The sequence below is a fragment of the Paenibacillus sp. MDV22-iso6 genome (genome assembly GCF_058408365.1).
Genome location: NZ_JBZVDZ010000001.1, coordinates 609,874 through 633,363, shown reverse-complemented (window position 1 = coordinate 633,363; position 23,490 = coordinate 609,874). Strand labels below are relative to the sequence as shown.

The 23,490-nt window shown below is 45.1% G+C and carries 18 protein-coding genes; 5 read left to right on the top strand and 13 right to left on the bottom strand.

The window, feature by feature from the left end; all coding sequences use genetic code 11:
* Positions 1-83: 83 nt before the first annotated feature.
* The 3 genes from AC4PM4_RS02710 to AC4PM4_RS02700 are packed head-to-tail and all read right to left on the bottom strand — an operon-like array spanning position 84 to position 3,584.
* Positions 84-1,178 (bottom strand): Ger(x)C family spore germination protein, encoded by a 1,095-nt coding sequence (locus AC4PM4_RS02710; RefSeq protein WP_491612680.1) that lies wholly within the window; start codon positions 1,176-1,178, stop codon positions 84-86.
* Positions 1,175-2,245, bottom strand: coding sequence for a GerAB/ArcD/ProY family transporter (locus AC4PM4_RS02705; protein WP_090806200.1), 1,071 nt, complete (start codon positions 2,243-2,245; stop codon positions 1,175-1,177). Before AC4PM4_RS02705 ends, AC4PM4_RS02710 begins: the two co-directional genes overlap by 4 nt.
* Complete coding sequence (locus tag AC4PM4_RS02700) at positions 2,238-3,584, bottom strand: spore germination protein (RefSeq protein ID WP_491612679.1); 1,347 nt, start codon at positions 3,582-3,584, stop codon at positions 2,238-2,240. Before AC4PM4_RS02700 ends, AC4PM4_RS02705 begins: the two co-directional genes overlap by 8 nt.
* Before the next feature lie 205 nt (positions 3,585-3,789).
* Between AC4PM4_RS02700 and AC4PM4_RS02695 the strand changes: the two genes are divergently transcribed.
* Complete coding sequence (locus tag AC4PM4_RS02695) at positions 3,790-4,263, top strand: MarR family winged helix-turn-helix transcriptional regulator (protein ID WP_063565106.1); 474 nt, start codon at positions 3,790-3,792, stop codon at positions 4,261-4,263.
* Positions 4,264-4,419: 156 nt separating this feature from the next.
* Positions 4,420-5,655, top strand: coding sequence for an MFS transporter (locus AC4PM4_RS02690; RefSeq protein ID WP_072732784.1), 1,236 nt, complete (start codon positions 4,420-4,422; stop codon positions 5,653-5,655).
* Positions 5,656-5,786: 131 nt separating this feature from the next.
* Here the strand turns inward: AC4PM4_RS02690 and AC4PM4_RS02685 are convergent, their stop codons facing one another.
* From AC4PM4_RS02685 to AC4PM4_RS02655, 7 genes are all read right to left on the bottom strand, one after another.
* Positions 5,787-7,802, bottom strand: a complete 2,016-nt coding sequence (locus tag AC4PM4_RS02685; protein ID WP_491613063.1) for an alpha-L-arabinofuranosidase family protein — start codon at positions 7,800-7,802, stop codon at positions 5,787-5,789.
* Positions 7,803-7,835: 33 nt separating this feature from the next.
* On the bottom strand, positions 7,836-8,729 hold the full coding sequence (locus AC4PM4_RS02680; protein ID WP_076288464.1) for a carbohydrate ABC transporter permease: 894 nt from the start codon (positions 8,727-8,729) through the stop codon (positions 7,836-7,838).
* Between the two features lie 16 nt (positions 8,730-8,745).
* Entirely contained in the window at positions 8,746-9,708 is a 963-nt protein-coding gene (locus AC4PM4_RS02675; RefSeq protein WP_274566875.1) for an ABC transporter permease, read from the bottom strand.
* 33 nt (positions 9,709-9,741) lie between these two features.
* Positions 9,742-11,310, bottom strand: a complete 1,569-nt coding sequence (locus AC4PM4_RS02670) for an extracellular solute-binding protein (RefSeq protein ID WP_491612676.1) — start codon at positions 11,308-11,310, stop codon at positions 9,742-9,744.
* A 158-nt stretch (positions 11,311-11,468) separates the two neighbouring features.
* Positions 11,469-13,160, bottom strand: coding sequence for a response regulator (locus AC4PM4_RS02665; RefSeq protein WP_491612674.1), 1,692 nt, complete (start codon positions 13,158-13,160; stop codon positions 11,469-11,471).
* A gap of 3 nt (positions 13,161-13,163) precedes the next feature.
* The gene (locus tag AC4PM4_RS02660; protein WP_491612673.1) at positions 13,164-14,963 is read right to left on the bottom strand and encodes a sensor histidine kinase; all 1,800 of its coding nucleotides are present in this window, start codon (positions 14,961-14,963) and stop codon (positions 13,164-13,166) included.
* 73 nt (positions 14,964-15,036) lie between these two features.
* Positions 15,037-15,891: an AraC family transcriptional regulator gene (locus tag AC4PM4_RS02655; protein ID WP_090949808.1), complete on the bottom strand. Its 855-nt coding sequence runs from the start codon at positions 15,889-15,891 to the stop codon at positions 15,037-15,039.
* 123 nt (positions 15,892-16,014) lie between these two features.
* Between AC4PM4_RS02655 and AC4PM4_RS02650 the strand changes: the two genes are divergently transcribed.
* The 3 genes from AC4PM4_RS02650 to AC4PM4_RS02640 are packed head-to-tail and all read left to right on the top strand — an operon-like array spanning position 16,015 to position 18,754.
* On the top strand, positions 16,015-17,553 hold the full coding sequence (locus AC4PM4_RS02650) for a sulfatase family protein (protein WP_491612672.1): 1,539 nt from the start codon (positions 16,015-16,017) through the stop codon (positions 17,551-17,553).
* Positions 17,546-18,199, top strand: coding sequence for a chromate transporter (locus AC4PM4_RS02645; RefSeq protein ID WP_491612671.1), 654 nt, complete (start codon positions 17,546-17,548; stop codon positions 18,197-18,199). Before AC4PM4_RS02650 ends, AC4PM4_RS02645 begins: the two co-directional genes overlap by 8 nt.
* Positions 18,200-18,223: 24 nt before the next feature.
* A complete protein-coding gene (locus AC4PM4_RS02640; RefSeq protein ID WP_491612669.1) occupies positions 18,224-18,754 on the top strand; it encodes a chromate transporter in 531 nt (176 codons plus the stop codon).
* A 103-nt stretch (positions 18,755-18,857) separates the two neighbouring features.
* Here AC4PM4_RS02640 and AC4PM4_RS02635 read toward each other — a convergent pair whose 3' ends face one another.
* The 3 genes from AC4PM4_RS02635 to AC4PM4_RS02625 are packed head-to-tail and all read right to left on the bottom strand — an operon-like array spanning position 18,858 to position 23,449.
* A complete protein-coding gene (locus tag AC4PM4_RS02635; protein ID WP_491612668.1) occupies positions 18,858-19,868 on the bottom strand; it encodes an aldose 1-epimerase in 1,011 nt (336 codons plus the stop codon).
* Between the two features lie 12 nt (positions 19,869-19,880).
* Entirely contained in the window at positions 19,881-21,665 is a 1,785-nt protein-coding gene (locus AC4PM4_RS02630; RefSeq protein ID WP_491612667.1) for a glycoside hydrolase family 2 protein, read from the bottom strand.
* A 17-nt stretch (positions 21,666-21,682) separates the two neighbouring features.
* Positions 21,683-23,449: a glycoside hydrolase family 2 protein gene (locus AC4PM4_RS02625; protein WP_491612666.1), complete on the bottom strand. Its 1,767-nt coding sequence runs from the start codon at positions 23,447-23,449 to the stop codon at positions 21,683-21,685.
* Between the last annotated feature and the right edge of the window lie 41 nt (positions 23,450-23,490).

Genomic DNA, 23,490 nt, shown 5'->3' with positions numbered 1-23,490 from the left:
ATATTATAAAAAAAGTCGCCACCAGGGCGACTTCATAACGGTATAGCATTTTCCTCGCTTATAGCGGAGTTAACAATGCTAAGCTATTTTTTTAACATTTGCCCCTGACTATCATTATCATTGGCATTTTCTTTAAAATAAATTTCGTTCAGAACGTTGACACGAACGTTGATCTTTTGCTCCAGCTTCGGAAACCACTTGGTTTTCCATTCCTTTAATTTCCCCTCCGACAGTTGGGGTCGAAATATCATGCCTACACCCAATACATCCGATTTAAAAGATTGAACCTTCCTTACCGTTTCATTAAACTGTTGGCTGATCTGTTCTTTCATTTCTTTCTCAATCACCGCGTTACCCTTACTTTCAGGGCTTTCCGTAATCACTACATTGAGAAGAATATCCGTCAGGATGGATGGCCCGTTCTCCGACCAGGAGGTCTTGTGTTTGATTTTAGTGTCTTGAATAAGAACACTCGTGTTCTGTGCCACTTCAATGGTTCCCCCTGAATATTTCCCTTTAAATAAATTAAACAAAAGTGTCTCTTCCTGATTGAGCGTTCCTACCATGCGGTCATCCCGCATCACGGCCGTGCCTTTAAAGGTGAACAAAGTTCGATCGCCGTTTTTGAGCATGGGGATGGCCATGTCTTCCGTATATGAATTTTGGTTTTGATAAGCTTCCCATATTCGGACGATGGATTGATTGGGCGTCCACCCGGCATCCTGGCTAAAAAAGTCGTAGGAAGAAATTTCAGGTGTTGGCGAAATTTGATGATACATCGTCTTCTCAAAATCACCGTCAATAACCCCTACCAAGCCTTTAATCGAGATATCATTCGCTCTCACAGCAAAATTGATGATGTTATCAATTCCCTGCTCTGCGACTTTCCTGTCGATTAGCAATAATCTCAAATGTACCAATTCGATGCTTTTTTCGGAATCCGTGCGAATCAAATCAATGGCTTTACTGATGGATTTCGCTTCTTTGTCAAGAATTTGGGTTTTGCCTGATGCATCGGGTATTTGGAGAATGATCCTGTATTTTTCCGTGCTTCCCTTTCCCACTCCCATGACAACAGGCAGATATTGTTTGTTAATATCCTTGGTATCCCAACATCCCGGAAGTAACATCATCATAGATAAGCCTAAAATCAGAGTCTTGATGATGCGCATGTTCATGTACTCACCCTCTTTCGCTGCCATTGCGCCGCGAGGAATACAATGATTGGAAAACCGATAACGCTATAAACGCAAAAGAAAGAATTCAGGTACAGGTATGAATTCAAAGCGTTGACATCCGGTATCATGAGACTGAACACGTACAAGGTGAAGCACACCACGGAAAGAACCCATAATCGATTGATTTTCGGCATAAATAACTGATTCAGCAGGGACACCAGAATCCAGAGTAAAACGGAAACCTTTAGAACACCCAGCGCACTGGAGGCTACCACGTAGAAGCTTGGAAGCCAGTCAAATACAACCCACTCCAAATCAATGGTATCCGATGCCATAAGCATGGGATATTGCAAATGAATTACCGTTTCCTGACCGAATACGAGAAGCGGAACATATACAGATCCCAAAGCAAACACAAATATGATACCAACCGCAGCAGCTGCTTTACCAAAACTAAGCCGTTGCTTGGAGGGAATCATGCCAAGGAATAGGAACCCGGCTGAAATGACCGTACATACATAGAAATCCGAATTGGAGAAAAACGACATTCCACTATCCCAAATCGGAAAAATGTAGCTGATTCTGAAATTCTGGATGCTGATCATCATGGAGAAAAAAATGAATGGCATCAAGAGAATACACAATCCGATGCTCGCCCGAATCATGACCTCGAGTCCCTTCCAAACAGCATAGAAACACAGAACGATAAAGAGAGCTGATGTTGCTACTGGCGGTGTTCTCTGTAGTAATACAGCTTTGATTTCGACAGACTGGAAGTACATAAGCAATAACAGCTCGATATATAGGAAGATCAACATCGGCAGAACGATCAGTCTCGTTACCCATTTGCCCAGTGATTCATTACAGATGTCCACCACTGTTTTCCCCGGAAACTGCGACAACGCTTTTAAGTACATCCATAGAACCAGTAGCTCTGCCAAAAAGAGGATCGTTATGGGTTCCCAGTGTCCTTTTGAAGTCGCAGAGATGATCCGTTCAGGAAAGATGGCAAAGATCGAAGCGAGGTGAAGCAGAACAAACATAGTAAGAATCTGGGCTTTATTCATCCTGAGCCTTTCCTTTCACACTTAAACTTAAGTAGGGAACGGAGCAAGTACTCAACGAGGAAAAATACAATATAATCCAAATCATCGCAGCCTCAAGACCCCATATCCCAAAGAAGGAACTGATGATCATGACAACATATTTATACATTCGAATACCCGTCGTATTCATATAACCCGCCAGCACAAAATTAGCGATCGCAGAGGCAACAAGAATAATAATTAATAGATTACTGACAAGTTTAGCTTGGACAATGGCTTGACCCAACAGAATACCGCCAATCATGGTTATGGTGGGTCCGATGTTCTTTGGTAGTCGAATCGTGGCTTCGATAATCATCTCCAGAAGCAACATTACCAGCAGCATTTCGATCAACGAAGGATAAGGGACCCCTTCCCTGCTCTTGGCTACCGTGATGGCTAACTGGATTCGCAACAGTTCCGGGTTTACCGAATTAAGCACAATATACAGACCCGGAAGTGTGATGGCCAGAAGTGCACCAATCGCCCGGATGGTTCGTAAAAACACCTGAAATAGATACGGGTAGTTGACGTCCAACGTTGTTGACCACAAATCCGTTATAATCGCAGGAAAAGCAAATGCAAACGAATATTGGTCAAGCAGTATAACCACTTTACCATTCATCAGATTCTGTACCATCTCCCCAGGTAACTCCGAAGAGATATACGTTGGTGTTATGGAGAATTTCGGATGCCCCAGTATACTAAGCAGGTCCCTTACCGTAGTCAGTTCCTTGTCCTTATTTTGTTCCAATTTGTCCCGAATTGCCGCAATAACTTTGGTTTGGGCTACTCCCTCCAAATACACCATGGCAATTTTCTTGGTCGACTGGGTCCCAGTCTCTCTGCTTTCAATTACCAACTGGTCGGATATCATTTTTTTTCGCAGCAAACCTATATTTTTATCAATATCTTCTGTAAAAGCATCGAACGCGGATTGAAGGGGATTCTCGCTCTCTGGTGAGCTTACGGATCGTGAAATTCCAGGATGTTCCGGTTCAATGACTGCTGCTAATCCTTTTGTGCTGAACAACACAAGTTTTCCATGCAGAAGATTGTTGCATAGTTCGTCCAATGACATGGATGCTTCTTCTTCAAAAGGACTGAACATTTTCAGAAAAGATTCGTTCTCATTACCACTTGCCGCTTGATTTATTGTGGACAACGTTGTCGGAAGATCGACTAGCGTTTTCACGAAGTATGCTCTGAATTTCTGATTGGCGATAAGCACGTCCTTATTGCTGAAATCCGTGCTCTTTTCGAAACGGTCATAGAGTTGCTTTTCAATATCGTGAAGATCCTGTTCATGGATTCGCTGCAAATTTTACCACCTCTTCTGAAGTAGTATGTCGTTAAGAAAAAAGTTTATTCAGAAATTAACCTTGATTCACACTGTAATTTAGAAGCTTTTGTCTCTCTTTTATCACGTATAGATCCCTTCCTAAATAATTGTTTTCAATATTTTTGAACTGGAAACCAAAATTGAATATAATATTGTAATGCACCAATGGGTGGGAGGATAGGCCATGAATAAAGAGGAACAGGTCTTAGTGGGTTTCAGGGACTTATATAACAAGCTGGTTTGGCTTAATAAAGATAAGATGGAAGAAAGTCTTAAGGGGTATAAACCTTCTGAAGTACATTGCATCGAATACATTGAAAAAAATGCAGATTCCAATGTAACAAAGCTTGCAGAGTCCTTTTATATGACTCGAGGTGCGATAAGTAAATTAACGAAGAAGCTCATAGAAAAAGGCCTGATCGAAAGCTATCAGAAATCAGATAACAAGAAAGAGATCTATTTTAGGCTTACAGAGCAAGGGAAAGTCATTTATCAAATCCATGAGGATCTTCACAACGAGTTTCAAGAGCGAGATAAAGTTGTATTCGAACAGGTAACCGACGAACAATTTGACAGTATGCTTAACTTCGTGGACAAGTATAATCGGCATCTGGATGCAGAAATAAAGAAGCTGGGTACAGATCTGAAGTCGGAATAAATCTCAATAATGAAAGTTAAACTAAAGGCAGCCGGACTCTATTTGAGAACAGGCTGTTTTTTTATTGTTATTATTTTGTTGACAAGGAAACAAAGCAGTTGTACGATATTAATGTTTCCAAGGAAATAAAATCACGACGTTTGAGAGGAGAAATTAATGTTTAAATCACGATCACATCATACACAGAACACAGAACAAACCATAGACAAACACGCTTTATTATTCGGTCTGATCTCTGTGTTTCTTTGCGGAATAGGCTTCAGTATTATCGCGCCTGTTGTCCCATTTCTAGTACAGCCTTATACAAGCAGTCCAGGAGAACAAGCTATCGTTGTTACGCTGCTGACCTCTGTTTATGCCTTTTGCGTATTTTTTGCGTCCCCCGTGCTTGGAGCTCTGAGCGATAAATATGGCCGTCGTCCATTGCTCCTGGTATGCCTTTTGGGTTCCGCAATCGGATACTTGGTTTTCGGCATAGGTGGAGCCCTATGGATACTCTTTGCGGGGCGTATAATCGAGGGGGTAACAGGCGGAAGCATAGGTACAATTTTCGCATATTTTGCGGACATCATCCCACCCGAACAGAGAACCAAATACTTTGGATGGGTGAGTGCGGTTGTAGGTGTAGGCACCGTCATTGGCCCGACTGTTGGCGGATTACTCGCCAAGATTGATTATTCTGCACCCATGTATTTTGGAGCAATCATAACTTTGGTGAATGTTATATATGGATTCTTTTTTATGCCTGAGAGTCTTGACAAGACACATAGACTGAAAGAAATTACTTTGGTGAGACTTAATCCTTTCATACAGCTTGCAAACCTGCTTTCCATGAAAAACTTAAACAGACTACTGATCTCAGCCTTCTTACTTTGGATACCCAACGGATCTTTACAGGCCGTTTTCTCACAATTTTCAATGGATACTTTCAATTGGAAGCCTGCAATCATCGGACTTATGTTCTCAATTATGGGTGTCCAGGATATCATCTCACAAGGTCTCATCATGCCTAAGCTTTTGAAAAAGCTTAGCGATAAACAGATCGCCATTCTTGGAATGATTTCAGAAATTATAGGTTACAGTCTGATCGCACTATCTACTTTGTTCTCATTCTATCCACTGTTTATCGTGGGCATGTTTATCTTTGGTTTTGGTGATTCGATCTTCGGGCCTTCCTTCAATGGCATGCTCTCCAAATCTGTCGATTCTAATGAACAAGGCAGGGTTCAAGGCGGTAGCCAATCTATCCAGGCTTTAGCAAGAATGATTGGTCCTATCATTGGAGGTCAAATCTATGTATCGCTTGGTCATGCTGCACCCGCCATTATGGGTGTGATCCTTATAGCAGCGGCAATACCCGTTTTGTATAAGCGAAAACAAGTAATTATTTAAATTGCCTACTTTCATCAGGCAAGTATCGGATTGATTGGTGGTCAAGACACCACAGAACAGAAAATAGGGTTTCAGAACTTAGGTAAAGGTTCTGAAACCCTATTTGTCTACAGTCCGGGATGTCGAGACAATTAGTCTACCTTTCCAAACTCCAGCACGTAGATGGATGAAGGACGTAATACGTAACCACGCTGCAAATCCTCAGTCAAAACACTCCGTTCTGCGCACTTGATATGATCGGGTTGAAACACGGAGTTGATGTTATTGTGCGAATCGCTGGTAATCTCATATAAGGTCCCCTCTTCACTCGCATCGAAAACTTGTAAATCCAGCTTAACCGATACTTCCTCCAAGCTTCGGTTCACAATAAACAAGGTGACCCTGCTGCCATCAACATTCATTCCGGCTACAACATCCAGATCGGGGAGTGCATCCAGCTCTACAGGCGTTTTTTGGTTTGAAGTTACAGAGAATGTTCCACATTCAGCTTCGACAGGCAGGATATGATGAATATCCCGATTCGCGTAAAGCTTTAATACTTCATAGGTTGGAGTTCCATAGATCGTGAGTGGGTGTCCACTCCATCCAGCATGCTTGCCCCGATATTGATCCGCATAGAAATCCCCGACACGGATACATCCCCCAAGCCAACCATTGACCAGATCGGAGAAACTGCCAATTTGCACGCTATCGCTGCAACGAATCATTTCATTCAGATTGGCGGCATTCGCCACGGCTGCTCCAAGGGTATGCTCGTCTGGCAGTCCTTTTCGCACAGTGTTTGGATAGTACATCGTGTTATATTCGGTGATGGCCAGCTTCACATGCTGATGCTTGATGTCGGAATGAATGACCTCCATTGTCTGGTGTATATAGTGCCGGGTCCACTCGGGATAACTAGCCATTGCTTTATACCGATCCTCAGCCGGCGTATCCCGATTCATGCCAAAGGCACCGTAGCCGTGATACAAATGTAATGTTAAATAATCGATATACTCCCCTGCCAGAGCAAGCACAGTTTTATTCCAATCCTGCTCGTAATGTCCACAGGCCAGCAATACAATGGAAGGATCTGCTTCCTTCATCGTTTTGGCAAACTGTACGGTCCGCTCCGCAAATTGCTCCGCAGAGCAAGCTCCAACTTGCCATTGCCCCCAAACCTCGTTGCCGATCTCCCAATACTTCACATGATATGGTTCCGGAGATCCGTTCTTCGCCCGAAGAGCCCCCATTGGGGTATCTACACTTCCATTACAATATTCAATCCATTGGGCGGCCTCTTGAGGTGTACCCGATCCATCGTTCACACAAATCAGAGGTTCCACCTCCAGCTCGTAACAAAAGCGGATAAATTCATCCGTTCCGAAATATTTGCTGGTCCATCCTCCCCATGCCTCGTTGTACATGACTGGCCTCTCCAGAATCGGCCCAACGCCATGCTCCCAGTGATAGGCGCTAATGTAGTTCCCTGCAAGTCTCATCATGCCTGCGTTTAGTTCTCTGGTCATCTCTATTATTTCGCTTTTTACCAGAGCAATATGATCCACAGGCAATAAAGACACATGGTCCAGCCAGAGCATTCCCGTGGAGACATGATCGATCCATCTTGGATGCTCTGTCGGAACATACACCCGAATCTCTGCATCTGAACAAGCACGTAGGATCTTCAGCCGTCCTTCATAATCCTGCCAGTTATGGCTGTGCAATTCGATTTTCAACTGACCGAGCACTTCTTCCGTACGTCTATCGACCGCCTCCACCATCAAATACTGGAGTTCGATGGAGGCTCGCGCAACTATACGAACGGTGTAGTCCATAGGCCCTTTCAATGCGCAGCTTTGTGCAATCCCGGCGTAAGCTTCATCATCACTAAAGATACGAATACGCTGAGCGCGACCCGAATGTCTGGGAGCCGGGGCTTCCATTGCATATTGCGTATTTCTTCCGTTGGTGTAGGTACTCCAGCTTCCCGATACAGAAGCGCTTGATTCAGCCTCGCTTTCAAAGTCCATATCATTCAATGGAAATGCAAGCATCGCTTCCATATGATCTCGGATGTCTTCCACAAAATGCCCAAACAAAAAAGGGTTGACCGTGTGTTCGCTTACACGACTACAATCTATACTAATTCTGGCGTTTGATTTCAACATAAGTCCTCCATCATTGTGGTTGATATGGATTTAACCTTTAATCGATCCAATCATGACCCCTTTAACAAAATGGCGCTGCACAAAAGGATACATCAACAGTACAGGCAAACTGGAGACGATAATCACCGCATACTTGATGCTCTCCGCGAGCAGGATTTTGTCTTCCAAACCAAGGCTGCCGTCCACTGCATCGGATTGGCTGATCAGCAGAATTTCGCGCAGTACCAACTGAAGCGGATGCAGATTTTCGTTACGAATATAGATGAGCGCGTTAAAAAAAGAATTCCAATGGCCTACGGCATAGAACAGCACCATCACGGCCAGGATCGGCTTGGACAGGGGCAGGATAATGCTCACAAGCAGCCGCCAATTGGAGCACCCATCCATGTGGGCAGCTTCTTGAAGCTCCCAGGGAATACTCGACTGAAAATACGTTCTCATCACGATTAGATTGTACGTGGCGATTGCGCCGGGAATGATCAGAGCCCACATCGTATCCACCATGCCCAGATTTTTGACCAATAGATACGTTGGAATTAATCCGCCACTGAAGAACATTGTTAGCGTGATGAAAACCATGATTACATTACGTCCAGGAAGGTCAGGTCTGGAAAGAGGATATGCGGCCAATACGGTCATGATAATGTTAATCACAGTGCCCACAACCGTATAAAATATCGTATTACGATACCCCAGCCAAATCTTCTCGTTGTGTAGAATATTCGTGTAAGCATCCAGCGTCAGTCCTTTGGGTAGTAACCAGACTTCTCCGTTTAATACTTTTGTGGGATCACTGAACGAAGCACTCACGATAAAAATCAGTGGGTACAGCACAGCGATGATAATGATTGAGGCTATGATGTAGATGATTACATCGAAAATCCGTTCATTGGAACTGGTTTGTATTGTCGCCTGCTTGGACATGGGATCTTACCCTCCTTTACCATAAGCTCGTCTCAGACGTCTTGCGCGCAATCCGATTGACCAGTAAAAGTAACAGCAGATTAATGATTGAATTAAAAAGCCCGATAGCAGCTGTATAACTGTATTCTCCCTTGAGAATACCTGTCGTATAGACAAACGTGGAAATGACGTCGCTCGATTCCAGATTGAGATTGTTTTGCATCAACAAAATTTTCTCAAACCCGATGTTCATGAAATGACCGATATCCAATATGAGCAAAATGATGACGACTGGAGCGATGCCGGGCAGCGAAATATGCCAAATGCGCCGCAGCCTTGATGCTCCGTCCATCTTGGCAGCTTCATACAGATGCGGATTCACTCCGCTCAAAGCTGCAATATAGATGATGGATTGCCAGCCCATGTTCTGCCATATATTCGAACTGATAAAAATGGTTTTAAACCAACCTGCTTCCTCAAGAAAACGGATCGGTGTACCTCCGAAAGCCTCAATCAACAGATTGACTGGACCCGTATGAGGCGAGAGAAACACATTCAGTATGCCAACGATAACGACCACTGAAATAAAGTGGGGAATATACGTAATATTCTGCAGCCACTTGCTGAAGGTTTTATTGCGAATTTCGTTAATAATTAGTGCTAGCAGAATCGGAATCGGAAAAGCAATTAATAAGGAGAACAAGTTAATTGACAATGTATTCCATAGAAGTCTCCAGAAATAATAGGAATCAAAGAATCGTTCGAAGTGTCCAAAGCCTTCCCAGCTGCTGCCCAGAATCCCTTTAGCCGGATTGAAATTTTTGAACGCAATTTGCAGTCCATACAGAGGGGCATAGTGGAATACCACATACCAAGTGACTGGCAGAAGCAGCATAAGGTACAGGTCCAATCTTTTACCCATTTGTCTTAACAGGCCTGAACTCTTTTTCGGATGGCTTCGTGGCATCGTCATCGTTGTATCGGTTTTGACGCTTTTCATAGGCAACTGCTCCTCATCCATGATGTTTCAGCATTATTTCTGCATCTTGTCAAAGGCATCCTGATACAACTTCTCCAGTTCCTCAACTCTCATCTTTTTGAGCGTGGCCTGGAATTGCTCCCACTTGTCAAAACCGATTGCACCGACTATAAATTTTGTACTCTGTTCTTCGTAATATTTATCGATATCATTTCGAAGGATGTTAACTTCCTGGGCGGTTTGCTCATCAAACATCGGAGCCGCATAGCGAACTTTTGGCATGAACGGATCGAGCTTTTGCTGCGCCTCCTGCACCTGAGGTGGATTGATAAAGGAAGCAACCTGTTCACTGATGAGATGTGGCGCGCCTCCGCCGGCATAAGGCGTAATTTTGGCCTGGTTACTGATTTCTTTTAGGAAGTCCTCTTTATAGTAAGGAATACCATCCTTCATCTCGTAATGCTCGCCTTCTCTTCCGAATCGGAGCAGGGTAGAACCCTCGTCACTGTAGAAATAATCAATCCAACGCATCGTGACTTCAGGATATTTATTGACGGATGTGATTGCAAAGGCTCCAAAATCCCTGGCTACTGGCAGAGCCTGACTCTGTAAACGGTCACCTTGTGGACCTTCCAGTGGGGCGATACCAGTATATTGGTCTTTGATCGACAAGAAGTTATTATTCGTCTGGTCAAAGAAAAAACCTGTATTTCCCGATCCCTGCTTGGCCAGATATTGCGCTTCCGTATGTGAAAATATTTCCTGATCCAGCAGCTTTTCCTTATACAGCTTATTTAAGTACATCAGCATTTCTTTATTCTGGTCGCTGCCCATCCAGATACTAACTTTGTCATTTTCAATATTAATGTTATAGCCGAGCTGTGAATCCAATCCGAATGACCCACTCATCGCGTTTACAACAGCCAATCCTACGCGGGCTGTCATCGGAAGTTCATCCTGTTTGCCGTTTCCATTCGGATCACCATCACGGAAGGCAAGCAATACATTGTAAAGTTCTTCGGTGGTCTCCGGCACTTTCAGATTCAGCTTGTCCAGCCACATCTGATTGATCCATTTCTTATCCGTACGCGCCGCACTTAGCGTAACAATACCCGGAATTGTATAAATGTGGCCCTCTGGTGTAGTAATGCCTGAGCGAATTTCGGGATATTGTTCCATTAATTTCTTCAAATTCGGAGCATATTCATCGATAAGACCTTCCAGTGGGATCAATTGGCCGGCAGAGCCATAGCGGATGGCTTCAAGCGGGGAAATACCTGAACGGAACAGGGCATCCGGCAGTTCATTCGAAGCAAACAACAGATTTTTTTTCTCCTGAAAACCATCCGTCTGCGCTTCAATGAATTCCACCTTTACATGGCTTAATTTCTCGTAATCCTGGAAAACCGGCATCTCCTTGAAAGGGCCATTTACGGGTGCAATGCGGGTAAACATCTTGAGATTCACCGGTTCGTCCACAATCGGAAACCCGTTCGTATGAACGTCGTTCTTCGAAACCTCTGGTGAAGCTTCGTTATTGCTTCCACCGGAATTGCATCCAGCCAGCATCAAACTGGAAGCGATCATCATCATGATCATATTTCTTCCCCAGCGTTTGCGCATAAAGTTGTGCCCCCCACAATTCTTTATCACCAACGTAATTTGTAAGCGTTCACGGTTGGTGTGTGCTCATTATAATTCACCGGGCATGGAAGGTAATTACAATAATATGACCCTTTACTCCACATATTTTACGAGTTTAGAGTTCTGCTCTTATCTGCCTAGTTTCCCAAGTGCAAAGTCGGGAGTTTCGTTTCGTTCTTCCTTTTTCCTGGATTGCTCAAATACGCTTGCGGTGTTAAACCCGTTATTTCTTTGAATACTTTGAAAAAGTAGTTGTGTGTCGTAAATCCCACTTGCAAGCTTATTTCTTTAATCGAGTATCGGCCGCTGTCCAGCAGCTTGCACCCTGCGTCAATCCGAACCTGATTCAGATATTCTGAAAAAGTCCGCTGCGTCTCCTCCTTGAATATTCTGCTTAAATAGGAGGCATTCAGGCCGATAACGCTTGCCGCAATCTCCAATGTGACATAACCGGAATACCTCTCCAGAATGAATTGGATCGTCTGCGTGACATGGCGAGAATAGGAACCGATTACACGATGTTGATTCAACAAATGAAACAGACTGGAGAAAAAGGACTGCAGGCCTTGCTCCAGTTCTCTTATCGTTTTCATGCGCCCAAGCTCGCTTCTTGAAGGCAGATTAGCTACCGCTGGATCTGTGGAAGGCAAGCAGGTCCTCCATGCTTTATCACCCGTTTGCATGAGCTCGCTGACAATCATCTGAACCGTATGTGAATGGATAGGCAAGTGGTCAATCGAAGCAATAATAGTGGAAATCAATTGATGCACGCCTTGCTTGTCAAACCTTTCAATGGATAACAGAAGCTGCTTGTGCTCCTCAATGGTCAGAGAAACTCGTTGACTCTGATCGTTTTCATGTGAACGCTTGTCCGAACATGGACTTTTAACTTGGAGGGTATGGCTTCTGAGCGTTTTCACAGACGAAGCTCCATCGAGTTCGTATTCGGCGGAGCAGTAACTGGATGCAAGCTGTGATAGACTGGTGCATATTGGCCCTACTGCGGTTACACTTTGCAGATTCAGGAACAGTTCCAACGCATGCTGAATCTTCCGCAGTTGTCCATCTACCTCACGCTGCATGATGTGCTCGCTTCGTTCCCTGAAAGAAAACACGATAACAAATCGCCCTTCCTCAACGTACACCGCTGTCCGCTCATGGATATCACCCAGGCTCTGCTGCATCATATCGACCACCTGCTGAACCAGACCATTGGTCTGCACGTCACTGTATGACTCTGTCAGCAGCAGGAACGGAACAATCTGTAAAGCTGCGGTTGCATATCTGGACGCATGCGGATACAGATTGTCTTTCTGGGAAACGTCTTCAAACCCGTACGTTGTCTTCGTCTGTCTTTTGAGTAAATACAGCAAATACTCGCGCATAACCTCGGGACTCCCTTTCTCGGCCATGGCACTCTCGGCGACCTGTTTCTCACGCAACCGATCTTCCTGCTGCAATTCCGATACGGCTTTATTCAGGATGTTGAGCAGCGTTGACTCATCCAATCGATGCTTGAGCAAATAATCAATGGAGCCATTGTTCAGGCAATCTCGCACATAGTCATAATCGTCATAACTGCTGAGCATAACGGTCTTAATCCACGGAAAACGTTCCTTGATAGCCCGATTGAGCTCTACACCGTTCATTTCAGGCATATCTACATCAATAATGACAATATGCGGTGGCGACTGCTCAATCATCGTTAAAGCAATTAACCCATTATGCGCCTGACCGCATAATTCAAATCCATAGTCAGCCCAGTCCAATAATGTCCATAGATTATGGTGTACTAAGGGTTCATCATCGACGAGTAGCACCTGAAACATGGCTTATATCACCTCTCGTTTGGTATTTTCCATACTTTTCTCCAGTTTGGGGAGCCAAATTTCAGCTTTGGTGTACACCCCCGGTTCACTGCACAAATGGACACCATATGAGTCGCCGTATGTGCGAACGATTCGTTCGTGTACATTACGTACACCCATTCCACTAAAACGTGATGTTTCTCCGTTTGTACCCGTACCTTTCAGTAAATACTCCCGTTGCTCCTCCGTGATCCCCTTTCCGTTGTCCACCACATCAATATGGAGATTGTTTCCTTCTTCATACACCCGTATCAACACGAATCCATTCTGTTCAAGTGGTCCGATTCCATGAATAATTGCATTTTCAACCAGGGGCTGCAGCATCAGCTTCAACACCCGGCATTCCAGCAATGCGTCATCCTCAATTTCGGTAATCATCCGAATCGGCTTCATATATCTGTACTTCATGATGGAAATGTAGTGCTCAACATAAGCCAATTCTTCACGTACCGTAAGAAATTCGCTTGAATTACCAAGGACACTTCGCATGAGTTCAATCAACGATCCCGAGACCGCTTCAATGTTTGGAACTCCGTTTAGCCTGGCCAGATACTTGATCGTATTGAGCGAATTGTATAAAAAATGAGGATGGATTTGTGCTTGGAGCGCAGTAAGCTCAGCTTCCCGCTTCTCTTTCTCGCTGACGCGGATTCCTTCGAGCAGATCTTTCAATTCTTCCACCATACCGTTAAAGACATGGTACAGTTGTCCTGTCTCATCTTCACTTTTAATCTCATTTTGGGGAAGTGTCAGATTTCCGTCCTTCACCAACATCATCAGTGATTTTAGTTTTCGGATATTCAGGGTAATTCGGGAAGAGACTTGAAGTGAAACGATCAGTACAACGACAAACACAATAATGGACACCTCTGCCAGCAGGTTGCGCAGCTTCACCGATTCGGTCAGCAGAGAATCCATCGGAACCAAAGAAATAGTACTCCACCCAGTATAGTCGGATTGACGGCGAACAACGATATATTCTTTTCCATCAATGTAGCGCCTGACCGCTTCACCATTCGTTGTAAATTGCTGATTGATCTTCTTAATTTGCTGATAAGATGGAGTAAGAGGTGAGTCAGTTCGGGTTTCATAGATGAATTGATTTCCCTTGTCCAGCACATAGATCATGCTATCTGTAGTTGGTCTCACGTCATATGTTTTCTGGATAAACTCATAATTAAGATCCACCATGACAAACCCTATGGTCGCACGGTTATAACGAATCTCCCGACCAATGGTAACCGCATCTGATACTCCTGTCTGCTTGAAATATGCGTGCTTTGATCCATTTTGCAGCATGTAATTCATCATTGGCGTACCCAAGATGGTCCTGTCCAGCCAAGGTCCACCTGAGAAAAATACCTTTCCGCTCAGGCCCACCACAGCTATCCGTGAAATATAGGCCTTATAATCGATCAGGGACGATAGAAATTCATCCATCCGCTTCTGTTCCTGAAACCACTCGTAACTGATTTCCTCATTCGGACTGAGCAAAGTGTCAATAACCGTGTTTTTGTTAGTCACCACGACCGTATTCAGACGGTCGATCTCTTCCAGCATTATGTTCAATGATTCATCTGCCTGCCTTATGCTGTCCGAAACCGAAGTAATCGCATTTTGCGTAATCGTTTCACGCATGCTCATATAAACAATGACCGTAATTAAAATAATGGATACTAGGGTAACGGCAATAAAAGCGATAAAAATTTTTCCTTGAATGCTGCGTTTCGGTGAAATCCATCTCTGCAATGTAGAGAGCTTCATTGTGGGAGTCTCCTTTTTCAAGATCCAATAAAAAAGTAAGCGTTCTCCGTACTGGACATGCGTTTTTTCAGGATCAGCTTGAGGCTCTCCGCATCATGATTGGAGGTACTTTATAATAGATTTTGAATGCTCTGGTAAATGAATATAAATTCGGATAACCGAGAGACAAAGCAATCTCCGTAACGGTAGCATCCGTATCCTTTAGAAGCTGTTTGGCCTTATCCATTCGTATTCTCTGCATGAATTTTAACGGAGGCAGTCCAACCTGAGTGGTAAACATGTTGGAGAAGTATGAACGATGTACCCCTGCGAAGTCGGCGACCTGCTGCACGGAAATACCCTCTGTTGCATGCAATTCCATGTAATCCATGCATTCATGAATCCAGCCCGCTAGTTCTGTAGGCTGTGCGTAGTTGGTGTCTGGAACAAGGCTGGCTAACAATCCATATACCAACCCATGCAACTCCAGCGATACTGCTGGCTTCCACCGTTCCACACATGCTAATGCATGAATCAGTCGTTCGGACGTTTCCTGGACCTGTGGAGAAAACATCTGTTTGCCAAACGGACTTTCCGGAGTTAAACCAGCCAGCTCCAATAAAGGTTTGACTTTAGGCCCATCCAATGCCAGCCAGTTCATTTTCAGCGGAGATTCCGAGGGAAGCATGTGATAGTAATAGGTTCTGCCGGGAAACAGACAAAACAGATCATTCTTCTGCAGGTCCACTCGCTTGCCATCAAATTCAAGCCTGACCCTACCTTCATGCACAAAATGAAGACTGTAACACTCGATACGTTTGGGGCCAACTCGGTAATTGGATTTGGCTATACTTCGCCCTGCCCGGACTGGCCAGATGTGTTCTTCTTTATCCAAATAACCTGGCTTATAGTAGATGAATTCTGCATGCTCATACTCATATTCCTGCATCGTAGGGAGTTCCCTCCTTCTCCTATTTTGTTTGATCATAACAAAATGACAATAAAAATATAACACCGGGCTATTTTTATAACTCGTTTTTTTCAATATCATCTTACTAGGAGGCGATTACACTTGTCGAGAACACCTAACATTTTGCTAATCACTAGTGACCAGCAGCACTGGAACACGATCGGAGCTTTTCAGTCTGAGATTTCCACGCCCAATCTGGACCGTCTTGCCCGGCAAGGAACAACGTTTGATCGGGCTTATTGCCCAAACCCTACCTGTACCCCTAGCCGTGCTTCTATTATTACAGGTATGTATCCCAGTCAGCATGGAGCCTGGACGTTAGGCACAAAACTGCTTGAAGACCGTCATACCGTCGGGGACAGTTTCCAGGAGGCAGGTTACCGCACTGCCCTAGTAGGTAAGGCACATTTTCAGCCTTTGAAATCTACGGAGGAATACCCGTCGGCAGAAGCGTATCCCATCTTACAGGATTTGGAGTACTGGAGACATTTCCACGGTCCATTTTACGGCTTTGACCACGTAGAGTTAACACGTAATCATACGAATGAAGCGCATGTCGGTCAGCATTACGCGCTATGGCTGGAAGAACAGGGATGTACGAACTGGAGGGATTACTTCCTTCCCCCAACTGGGACGATGGACCCTTCCGTAACGTATACGTGGCCCATCCCTGAGCAATATCACTACAACACATGGATCGCCGAACGAACCAATTCACTTTTGGAGCAATACACCCATGATGATGATCCATTTTTTCTGTGGGCCAGCTTTTTCGACCCGCATCCGGAATATCTGGTACCGGAACCTTGGGATTCCATGTATGACCCCGATGATCTGACGATTCCCTCTATAACACCTGGAGAGCATGATCGTAACCCACCACATTTTCAACTGACCCAGGAGGATAATCCGAATTTTGAGCATCTGGTTGAAACCGGCTTCGGCATTCACGGTTACCGTTCGCATCATTATTATGAATATGGCGACAAATCCCGGCTAACGAAGTATGACAAGAAAAAACTGGTCGGCGTGTATTACGGAATGATCAGCATGATGGATAAATATATTGGCAAAATTCTCGATAAGCTGGATGAGTTGGGTATTGCAGACGATACAATCGTCGTTTTCACAACGGATCATGGTCATTTCTTCGGACAGCATGGTCTTCAGGCCAAGGGTGGATTCAATTACGAAGATCTTATCAAAATCCCATTTATCGTAAGATACCCTGGTGAGGTGCCTGCTGCGAAAAAATCAAATGCCATACAATCGCTGGTCGATCTGGCTCCTACCTTCTTGTCTCTTTGCAACATTGCAATTCCGCACGCCATGACGGGCATCGATCAGAAGAAAGTGTGGATGGGCGCCAAGGAAGCCGTTCGTAATCATGCTCTCTGCGAATTTCGACACGAACCCACGACGATTCATCAAAAAACATATATCGAACAGCGGTATAAAATCACCGTCTATTACAATCAAATCTATGGTGAACTTTTCGATCTTGAACAGGATCCCGATGAACGTTTTAACTTGTGGAATGAACCTGAGTACACCCAGCTCAAGTCTGAGCTTCTGCTCAAATACATCTGGGCTGAGCTTGGCAAGGAGTCCATGCCGATGCCTCGAATTCATCATGCGTGATGGAAAGGATAAGGGTAGCATCCAAAACCTGAAAGAACAATTCATGTTACTGATCCAGCTTTTTTGGACTTTCTTTTGCATCGGTCCTTCCACATTTGGAGGCGGATATGCGATGCTGCCAATTATTGAACGCGAAGTGGTGAACAAGAAAAAATGGATGCAAGAGGACGAGATCGGTGAGCTTATATCGCTTGCCGGCTCTGCCCCCGGAGGAGTTAGCGTCAATGCCGCTGCGATGATCGGACATCGCCAGGCAGGAATTGCGGGGGCTGTGTCTGCCGTCATCGGCGTGACATGTCCCACGTTTTTGATTGTGATCCTGATCAGCTTGTTAGCCATCCTATTTCGTAACCAACCCAAATTTGAAGCTGCTTTAAAAGGAATGAACGGTGGAATTATTGCACTAATTAGCATGGCAGCTTATCGGACGGCCAGGTATTCTATCTTAGATACAACAACAGCGATAGCTGCCATTGTGACCGTAACTGTTCTTCTGTTTGCAGGAATTCATCCCCTCTATCTTATTATTTCGGGATTGATATGCGGCATGGCCGTGATTCGGATCAAAAAACGGCTGGGCCTTCAAGTGAAAATGGAGAAGAAGTCTGTTACAGGCAGCTACCCGGAACTGGAATATTACATTTAAGTAAGTCGAATCGGAGCGATTGAGATGTACTGGGACCTGTTCATGATGTTTATACGTGTAGGCCTCGTTTCATTTGGTGGCGGTTACGCCGTTATCCCGATCATTCAACACGAGGTAACGGAAAAAGGATGGCTGACAAGCGCTGAATTCCAACAAACCGTAGCGCTGGCCGGTATGGCGCCAGGCTCGATTGCAACCAATGCCGCAACGTTGATTGGTTATCGGACGGCAGGTTATATCGGAGCCGCTGTCTCTACTGCAGGTATGATTTTGCCTTCACTCGTCGTAATTGTGCTACTCTCCGCCTTATTTTATCGGATGCACGACAATTTATGGGTAAAGTCCTCTTTATATGGCTTACGCCCCGTAACAACGGGACTCATTATCTATGCTGCCATTCATTTTGGTTATCCAAGTGAAGTCGCAAGCATAAGCTGGGTATGGCTCGGGACACTGCTAATTAGCGGAGTTTGTTTGTTTCTCCTGCTCAAGTACAAGCTTCATCCTCTTCTGATTCTCAGTGTTGCTGGAGCAGCAGGCATTATCTTATTTTAATTCAGTGTGGCGACGACAGGCTGAATTCACTGCCTTCAATGGTTTTTAAAAGGAGCAGCGATCACAGCATTAGCTGTCCTGGCTGCTCCCTTCATCTTTACTTTTACGAATGACGCAGATATAATCTGCTCGTTTCCTCCCAGATTTCTCCCGGCTGCAAACTAAATAATCCAGCTTCCTCGGCCTGCATATCCAGATTTGGTGCATTCACAAGATTAATCTGCGGTTCGGGGCAGAAAAATCCTTCTTCCGCATGATTGTTCCAAATCATCCATTGTTTATAGGAAGTTCCCACATCGTAGATCAGGGTCATTCCATTCCTCGTATCCTGAAGCTCCATCCGGTTTCTCCCGTTTTGCGGTACAGCAGTGTAGTGATTATCCATTTCTGCAAAGAACGGATATACCCCGGAGTCACGCATCTGCTCTTCCTCCTGAATCAAGGGCTGAAAACAGGTCGTTGGCAGCATACGTTGATTCAATTCCCATCTGTCTCCAATGGTCAACTTGAGCTTGTAATCACGAGCCGATCCTCCCGGATTAAAGGGAGCGTTAATTGAGGTATGAAAAGCGATCAGGCACGGCATGCTCGAGCTTCCATGATTGCGAATGCGGACATGTTGCATGAGTCCATCACTGCTCAGCGAGTAACGTAATGTAATACTGAATTGAAAAGGAAAGCATACGTATATCGGATGAGTTTCATCAACAGTTATGGACACCGAGACATGGCTTTCATTCTCGGTATGTCCATACTCATCCACAACCCAGGGCGTATTATACAAAAATCCATGCAAATGATTGCCTGTGGTTTCCTCATTGACCGGAAACTGAAGCGTCTGCCCGTTCCAGGCAAACCGCCCGTCCTCATAGCGATTTGGCGGAAACAAAACGGGGATCCCGTGAATCATGGGTCTTGCCTTGAATGAATCCATCTCTTCTGGTGACGGTTCATGAAGGAAGCGAAGCCCCCGCTCAAAATCACGATAAGCGACCAGATTACCACCGATCTCCGGCAGCATAACAGCCTCACTGGAACCAAAGCGAAGGTAAATGGCCTTTTCCCCTTGAAAATCGCCTTCCCAGGATCTACTTGTCTCCTTTGTATTCAACACGTATTCCCCTCCTTATTCGCCGGCCGACGATGGATAATGTCCTTCAATAATCGCCCGAATCTGTTCCATCGGCATCTTGGGCTGTCGGTCATACGTCAGCAGACCGTTAATTTCCTGTTCCACGTCCGTCAGCTGGGTGTAACAAAATCCTTCTACTACTGGAGAATCCAATAGTGGCTGTACTACGGCATGTAATCGCTGTGCAAAATCCTCGTCATTTTCCGCTCCGGAGTAACCCCAGCCTTCCCAGTCACTTTTCTTATACCCGATTCCACCGAATTCGGTAATTAAAACGGGCTGTCCTTCATAACGATAGTTACCCACGCTAAGCTTTCGACTGCCCGGAAGGGCTTTTACCGCATTTTCACGAGTGCGGTAGCGTTCCTCCAGAACCTCTCTTCTCCATTCATAATCATGGATGTTATACAAGTCGGTCTGAACCATCTCCCAGCCATCATTGGAAATGACCGGACGGGTAGAATCCAGTGACTTGGTCAAATAATACATCGACAAGGCATGATACTGCTGCTCCTTGCTGGTCAGGATGTTCGGAACACCCCAGCTTTCATTAAGAGGTACCCAGACCACAACACATGGATGGTTGTAGTCCCTTTCCAGCGCCTCCTGCCATTCCCTTGTTATCTGGGCGACGTATTGATCCGAGAAATCGTACGCATTCGCCATCTCTCCCCACACCAGCAGTCCCAGTTGATCACACCAGTACAGATATCTCGGATCTTCAATCTTCTGGTGTTTTCTGGCGCCGTTAAACCCCAGTTCCTTCGTTAATTCCACATCACGCCGGATGGCCTCGTCACTCGGTGGAGTCAGATTTCCATCCGGGAAATACCCTTGATCCAGAACAAGCTTCATATAATAAGGACGGTTATTCAGAAACAGCTTACCTTGTTCAATGGAGATTTTGCGCATGCCGAAATAGCTATCGACCTCATCGACGGGCACACCATCCACCAATACAGTGAAATGAATGTCATACAGATTGGGGTGCTCTGGTGACCACAGCCTGCCAAGGCCATGCTCGTTAAAGGTGTGAAGTCCGATGGTACGGGTCTCTGTCCTGCCGCTAATCCGATATTCATCCTCAGACAGCTGCTCTCCTTGATAGGCAATTTGTACACGGAGCCTGACATCCTGTGCGTGCCAATCCCTTGGTTCTGTTTGCTCCCTTTGAAGATGAGCCGTAACTTCGATCTCGTTGCGATCGACATCGGGAGTGAGACGCACCTTCTGTAGATGAACGGGTGCGACAGCTTCAAGCCACACCGATTGCCATATTCCAGTAGTTCGGGTATAGAAAATTTGGGCAGATTGCTCCTGCCAGAACTGCTTTCCGCGTGGTAATGTTACATCCCTGCTATAATCTATCGCTTGTACGGTCAGCGTATTGTTTCCTTCCAGCAGAGCATCCGTAATGTAGGCATGAAAAGGGGTGTGTCCCCCTTCATGCCGAACCACAAGCTGTCCATTGACCCAGACAGAGGCTTCATAGTCCACGGCTCCGAAGTGCAGCAGCAGCCGTTTGCCAGTGAAGCTCTCCGGAATGTCAAAGGTTCGTTTATACCATACATTATCGTGGAATTCCGGATCTTCAATGCCACTAAGTTGACTTTGAAAAGCAAATGGCACTTGGATTCGGCGGCTGAATGCTTGCTTGCCCTCACTCCATTTTTCCGAACGTCCCTTGTTATCATCATCGAATTCAAATTCCCATTCCCCATTTAAACTCAGCCAATCTTTACGTACAAATTGAGGCCTTGGATAATCCTGTAGCAGCATGATGTTCAGCTCTCCTGTCACCCCAGATTAATTTTACGAATCACTTCCAGTGGCACTTTCGGTTTACGGTCTTCCGTCAACAGACCATTAATCTCCTGCTGCACATCGGTGACCTGTGTATAACAATAGCCCGAGATATAGGGAATGGCTTTGATCGCTTCGGTGATGGAACGGAAACGTTCAATAAAGGCTTCAACCGAGTCCACCTGATTGCCATAACCCCAGCCTTTATCCGATTGAAAAGCAATACCGCCGAATTCACTGATGATAATGGGTTGTCCTTTATAGTGGTAACCTTCAGCAAATGCAAACTTCCATCGATTGGAAGCAATCTTGTTATTTACGATCAAGTCCTTATCCTGATACCGTTCCAGAAAGGCTTCTCCCGTCTCCACATAATCATGGATTGTCAAAATATCCGATACCGTATGCTCCCATCCGTCGTTGGTAATGACCGGACGATACGGATCAATGGCTTTGGTGAGATGGTAAATGGATTGCGTGAATTGCTGCTGCCTTACCTCGTGACCAATCGTCGGTATTCCCCACGATTCATTAAATGGCACCCAGGTAATGATGCTAGGATGATTGTATTGCTGAGGTACAATTTCAAGCCATTCTTTGGTGAATCGGCTCACTGCCTCATCATTAAACTCGAAGGTTGCTGCCATCTCAGACCAGACCAACATGCCTTTTACATCACACCAATACAAAAAGCGTGGATCTTCCAGTTTCATATGTTTACGGATTCCGTTATATCCCATCTCGGCAATTTTATCGATATCCTCAATCAGCGCTTCCACTGAAGGTGGGGTCAAATGGCTCTCTGTCCAATAGCCCTGATCCAGAATCATTCTTTGGTACAACGGAGCATTGTTCAGCAGAATCTGCCCATTTTCAATCGATATTTTTCGCATACCAAAATAGGAATGAACCCGATCGATTTCTTTCTCATCTTCGTACATCACAAACTCGATATCGTACAGGTTCGGTGAGCCCGGTGACCATAACGACTGTTTCCACGGACCGCCTGCTTCATGTTTGACACTAGCTTCCACGGTCATCCAGGGTCTGTCTGGAGATAGGCTAATAGTTTGCACATGCTGACCCTTCAGCTCAATCCGTGTCTCCAAACGCAAGTTGTTCTTGCCTTCAATCCCATTCAATTGAAAGTCCATACGAATCATATGACGATCGATATCCGGTGTCATCTTAACTGCTTCAACCCTTGCTTCACTCACATGCTCCAGCCAGACACTTTTCCATATCCCGGTACTTTGTACATAAAAACATTCAAAATTGTCATCCACCCAGCGTTGTTTCCCCCGAGGCTGCATCGCGCTCTGACTGTCTTCTACTTCAAGAACAATATTATTCTCCGATCCGTAAGTGATATAAGGGGTAATGTCGAATGAAAACGCTGCGTACCCACCTTCATGTTCACCAACAACCGTTCCGTTCACCCAACATTTTGCGCGATAATCCACTCCCTGAAAATGCAGAATGCTCCGTTTTCCTTTTGCTTCCTGGGGAATCTGAACACTTCTGCGGTACCAGACCAGAGGATGAAATGTCTCGATTCCGATACCGCTCGCTTGGGTCTCATAGGTAAAGGGAACCTTAATTTTCGTCCCTTCCGGAAACTGATTCTGGTCGTACCACTGCTCGCTTTCACCCGCCTGATTATCATCAAAACTAAAATCCCATTCTCCATTCAAATCCAACCACTCATTGCGTACAAATTGCGGTCTTGGATAATCCTTGTTATAAAATTTAGTTGTCATCTTGTTCTCTCCGATCTCCTCTGTATTTGGCTCATAGGCCT

Coding starts and splice junctions, on each gene's coding strand:
- AC4PM4_RS02710 (WP_491612680.1), bottom strand. CDS start 1,178: ATGAACATGCGCATCATCAAGACTCTGATTTTAGGCTTATCTATGATG.
- AC4PM4_RS02705 (WP_090806200.1), bottom strand. CDS start 2,245: ATGAATAAAGCCCAGATTCTTACTATGTTTGTTCTGCTTCACCTCGCT.
- AC4PM4_RS02695 (WP_063565106.1), top strand. CDS start 3,790: ATGAATAAAGAGGAACAGGTCTTAGTGGGTTTCAGGGACTTATATAAC.
- AC4PM4_RS02690 (WP_072732784.1), top strand. CDS start 4,420: ATGTTTAAATCACGATCACATCATACACAGAACACAGAACAAACCATA.
- AC4PM4_RS02680 (WP_076288464.1), bottom strand. CDS start 8,729: ATGTCCAAGCAGGCGACAATACAAACCAGTTCCAATGAACGGATTTTC.
- AC4PM4_RS02675 (WP_274566875.1), bottom strand. CDS start 9,708: ATGAAAAGCGTCAAAACCGATACAACGATGACGATGCCACGAAGCCAT.
- AC4PM4_RS02670 (WP_491612676.1), bottom strand. CDS start 11,310: ATGCGCAAACGCTGGGGAAGAAATATGATCATGATGATGATCGCTTCC.
- AC4PM4_RS02665 (WP_491612674.1), bottom strand. CDS start 13,160: ATGTTTCAGGTGCTACTCGTCGATGATGAACCCTTAGTACACCATAAT.
- AC4PM4_RS02660 (WP_491612673.1), bottom strand. CDS start 14,963: ATGAAGCTCTCTACATTGCAGAGATGGATTTCACCGAAACGCAGCATT.
- AC4PM4_RS02655 (WP_090949808.1), bottom strand. CDS start 15,891: ATGCAGGAATATGAGTATGAGCATGCAGAATTCATCTACTATAAGCCA.
- AC4PM4_RS02645 (WP_491612671.1), top strand. CDS start 17,546: ATGCGTGATGGAAAGGATAAGGGTAGCATCCAAAACCTGAAAGAACAA.
- AC4PM4_RS02640 (WP_491612669.1), top strand. CDS start 18,224: ATGTACTGGGACCTGTTCATGATGTTTATACGTGTAGGCCTCGTTTCA.
- AC4PM4_RS02630 (WP_491612667.1), bottom strand. CDS start 21,665: ATGCTGCTACAGGATTATCCAAGGCCTCAATTTGTACGTAAAGATTGG.
- AC4PM4_RS02625 (WP_491612666.1), bottom strand. CDS start 23,449: ATGACAACTAAATTTTATAACAAGGATTATCCAAGACCGCAATTTGTA.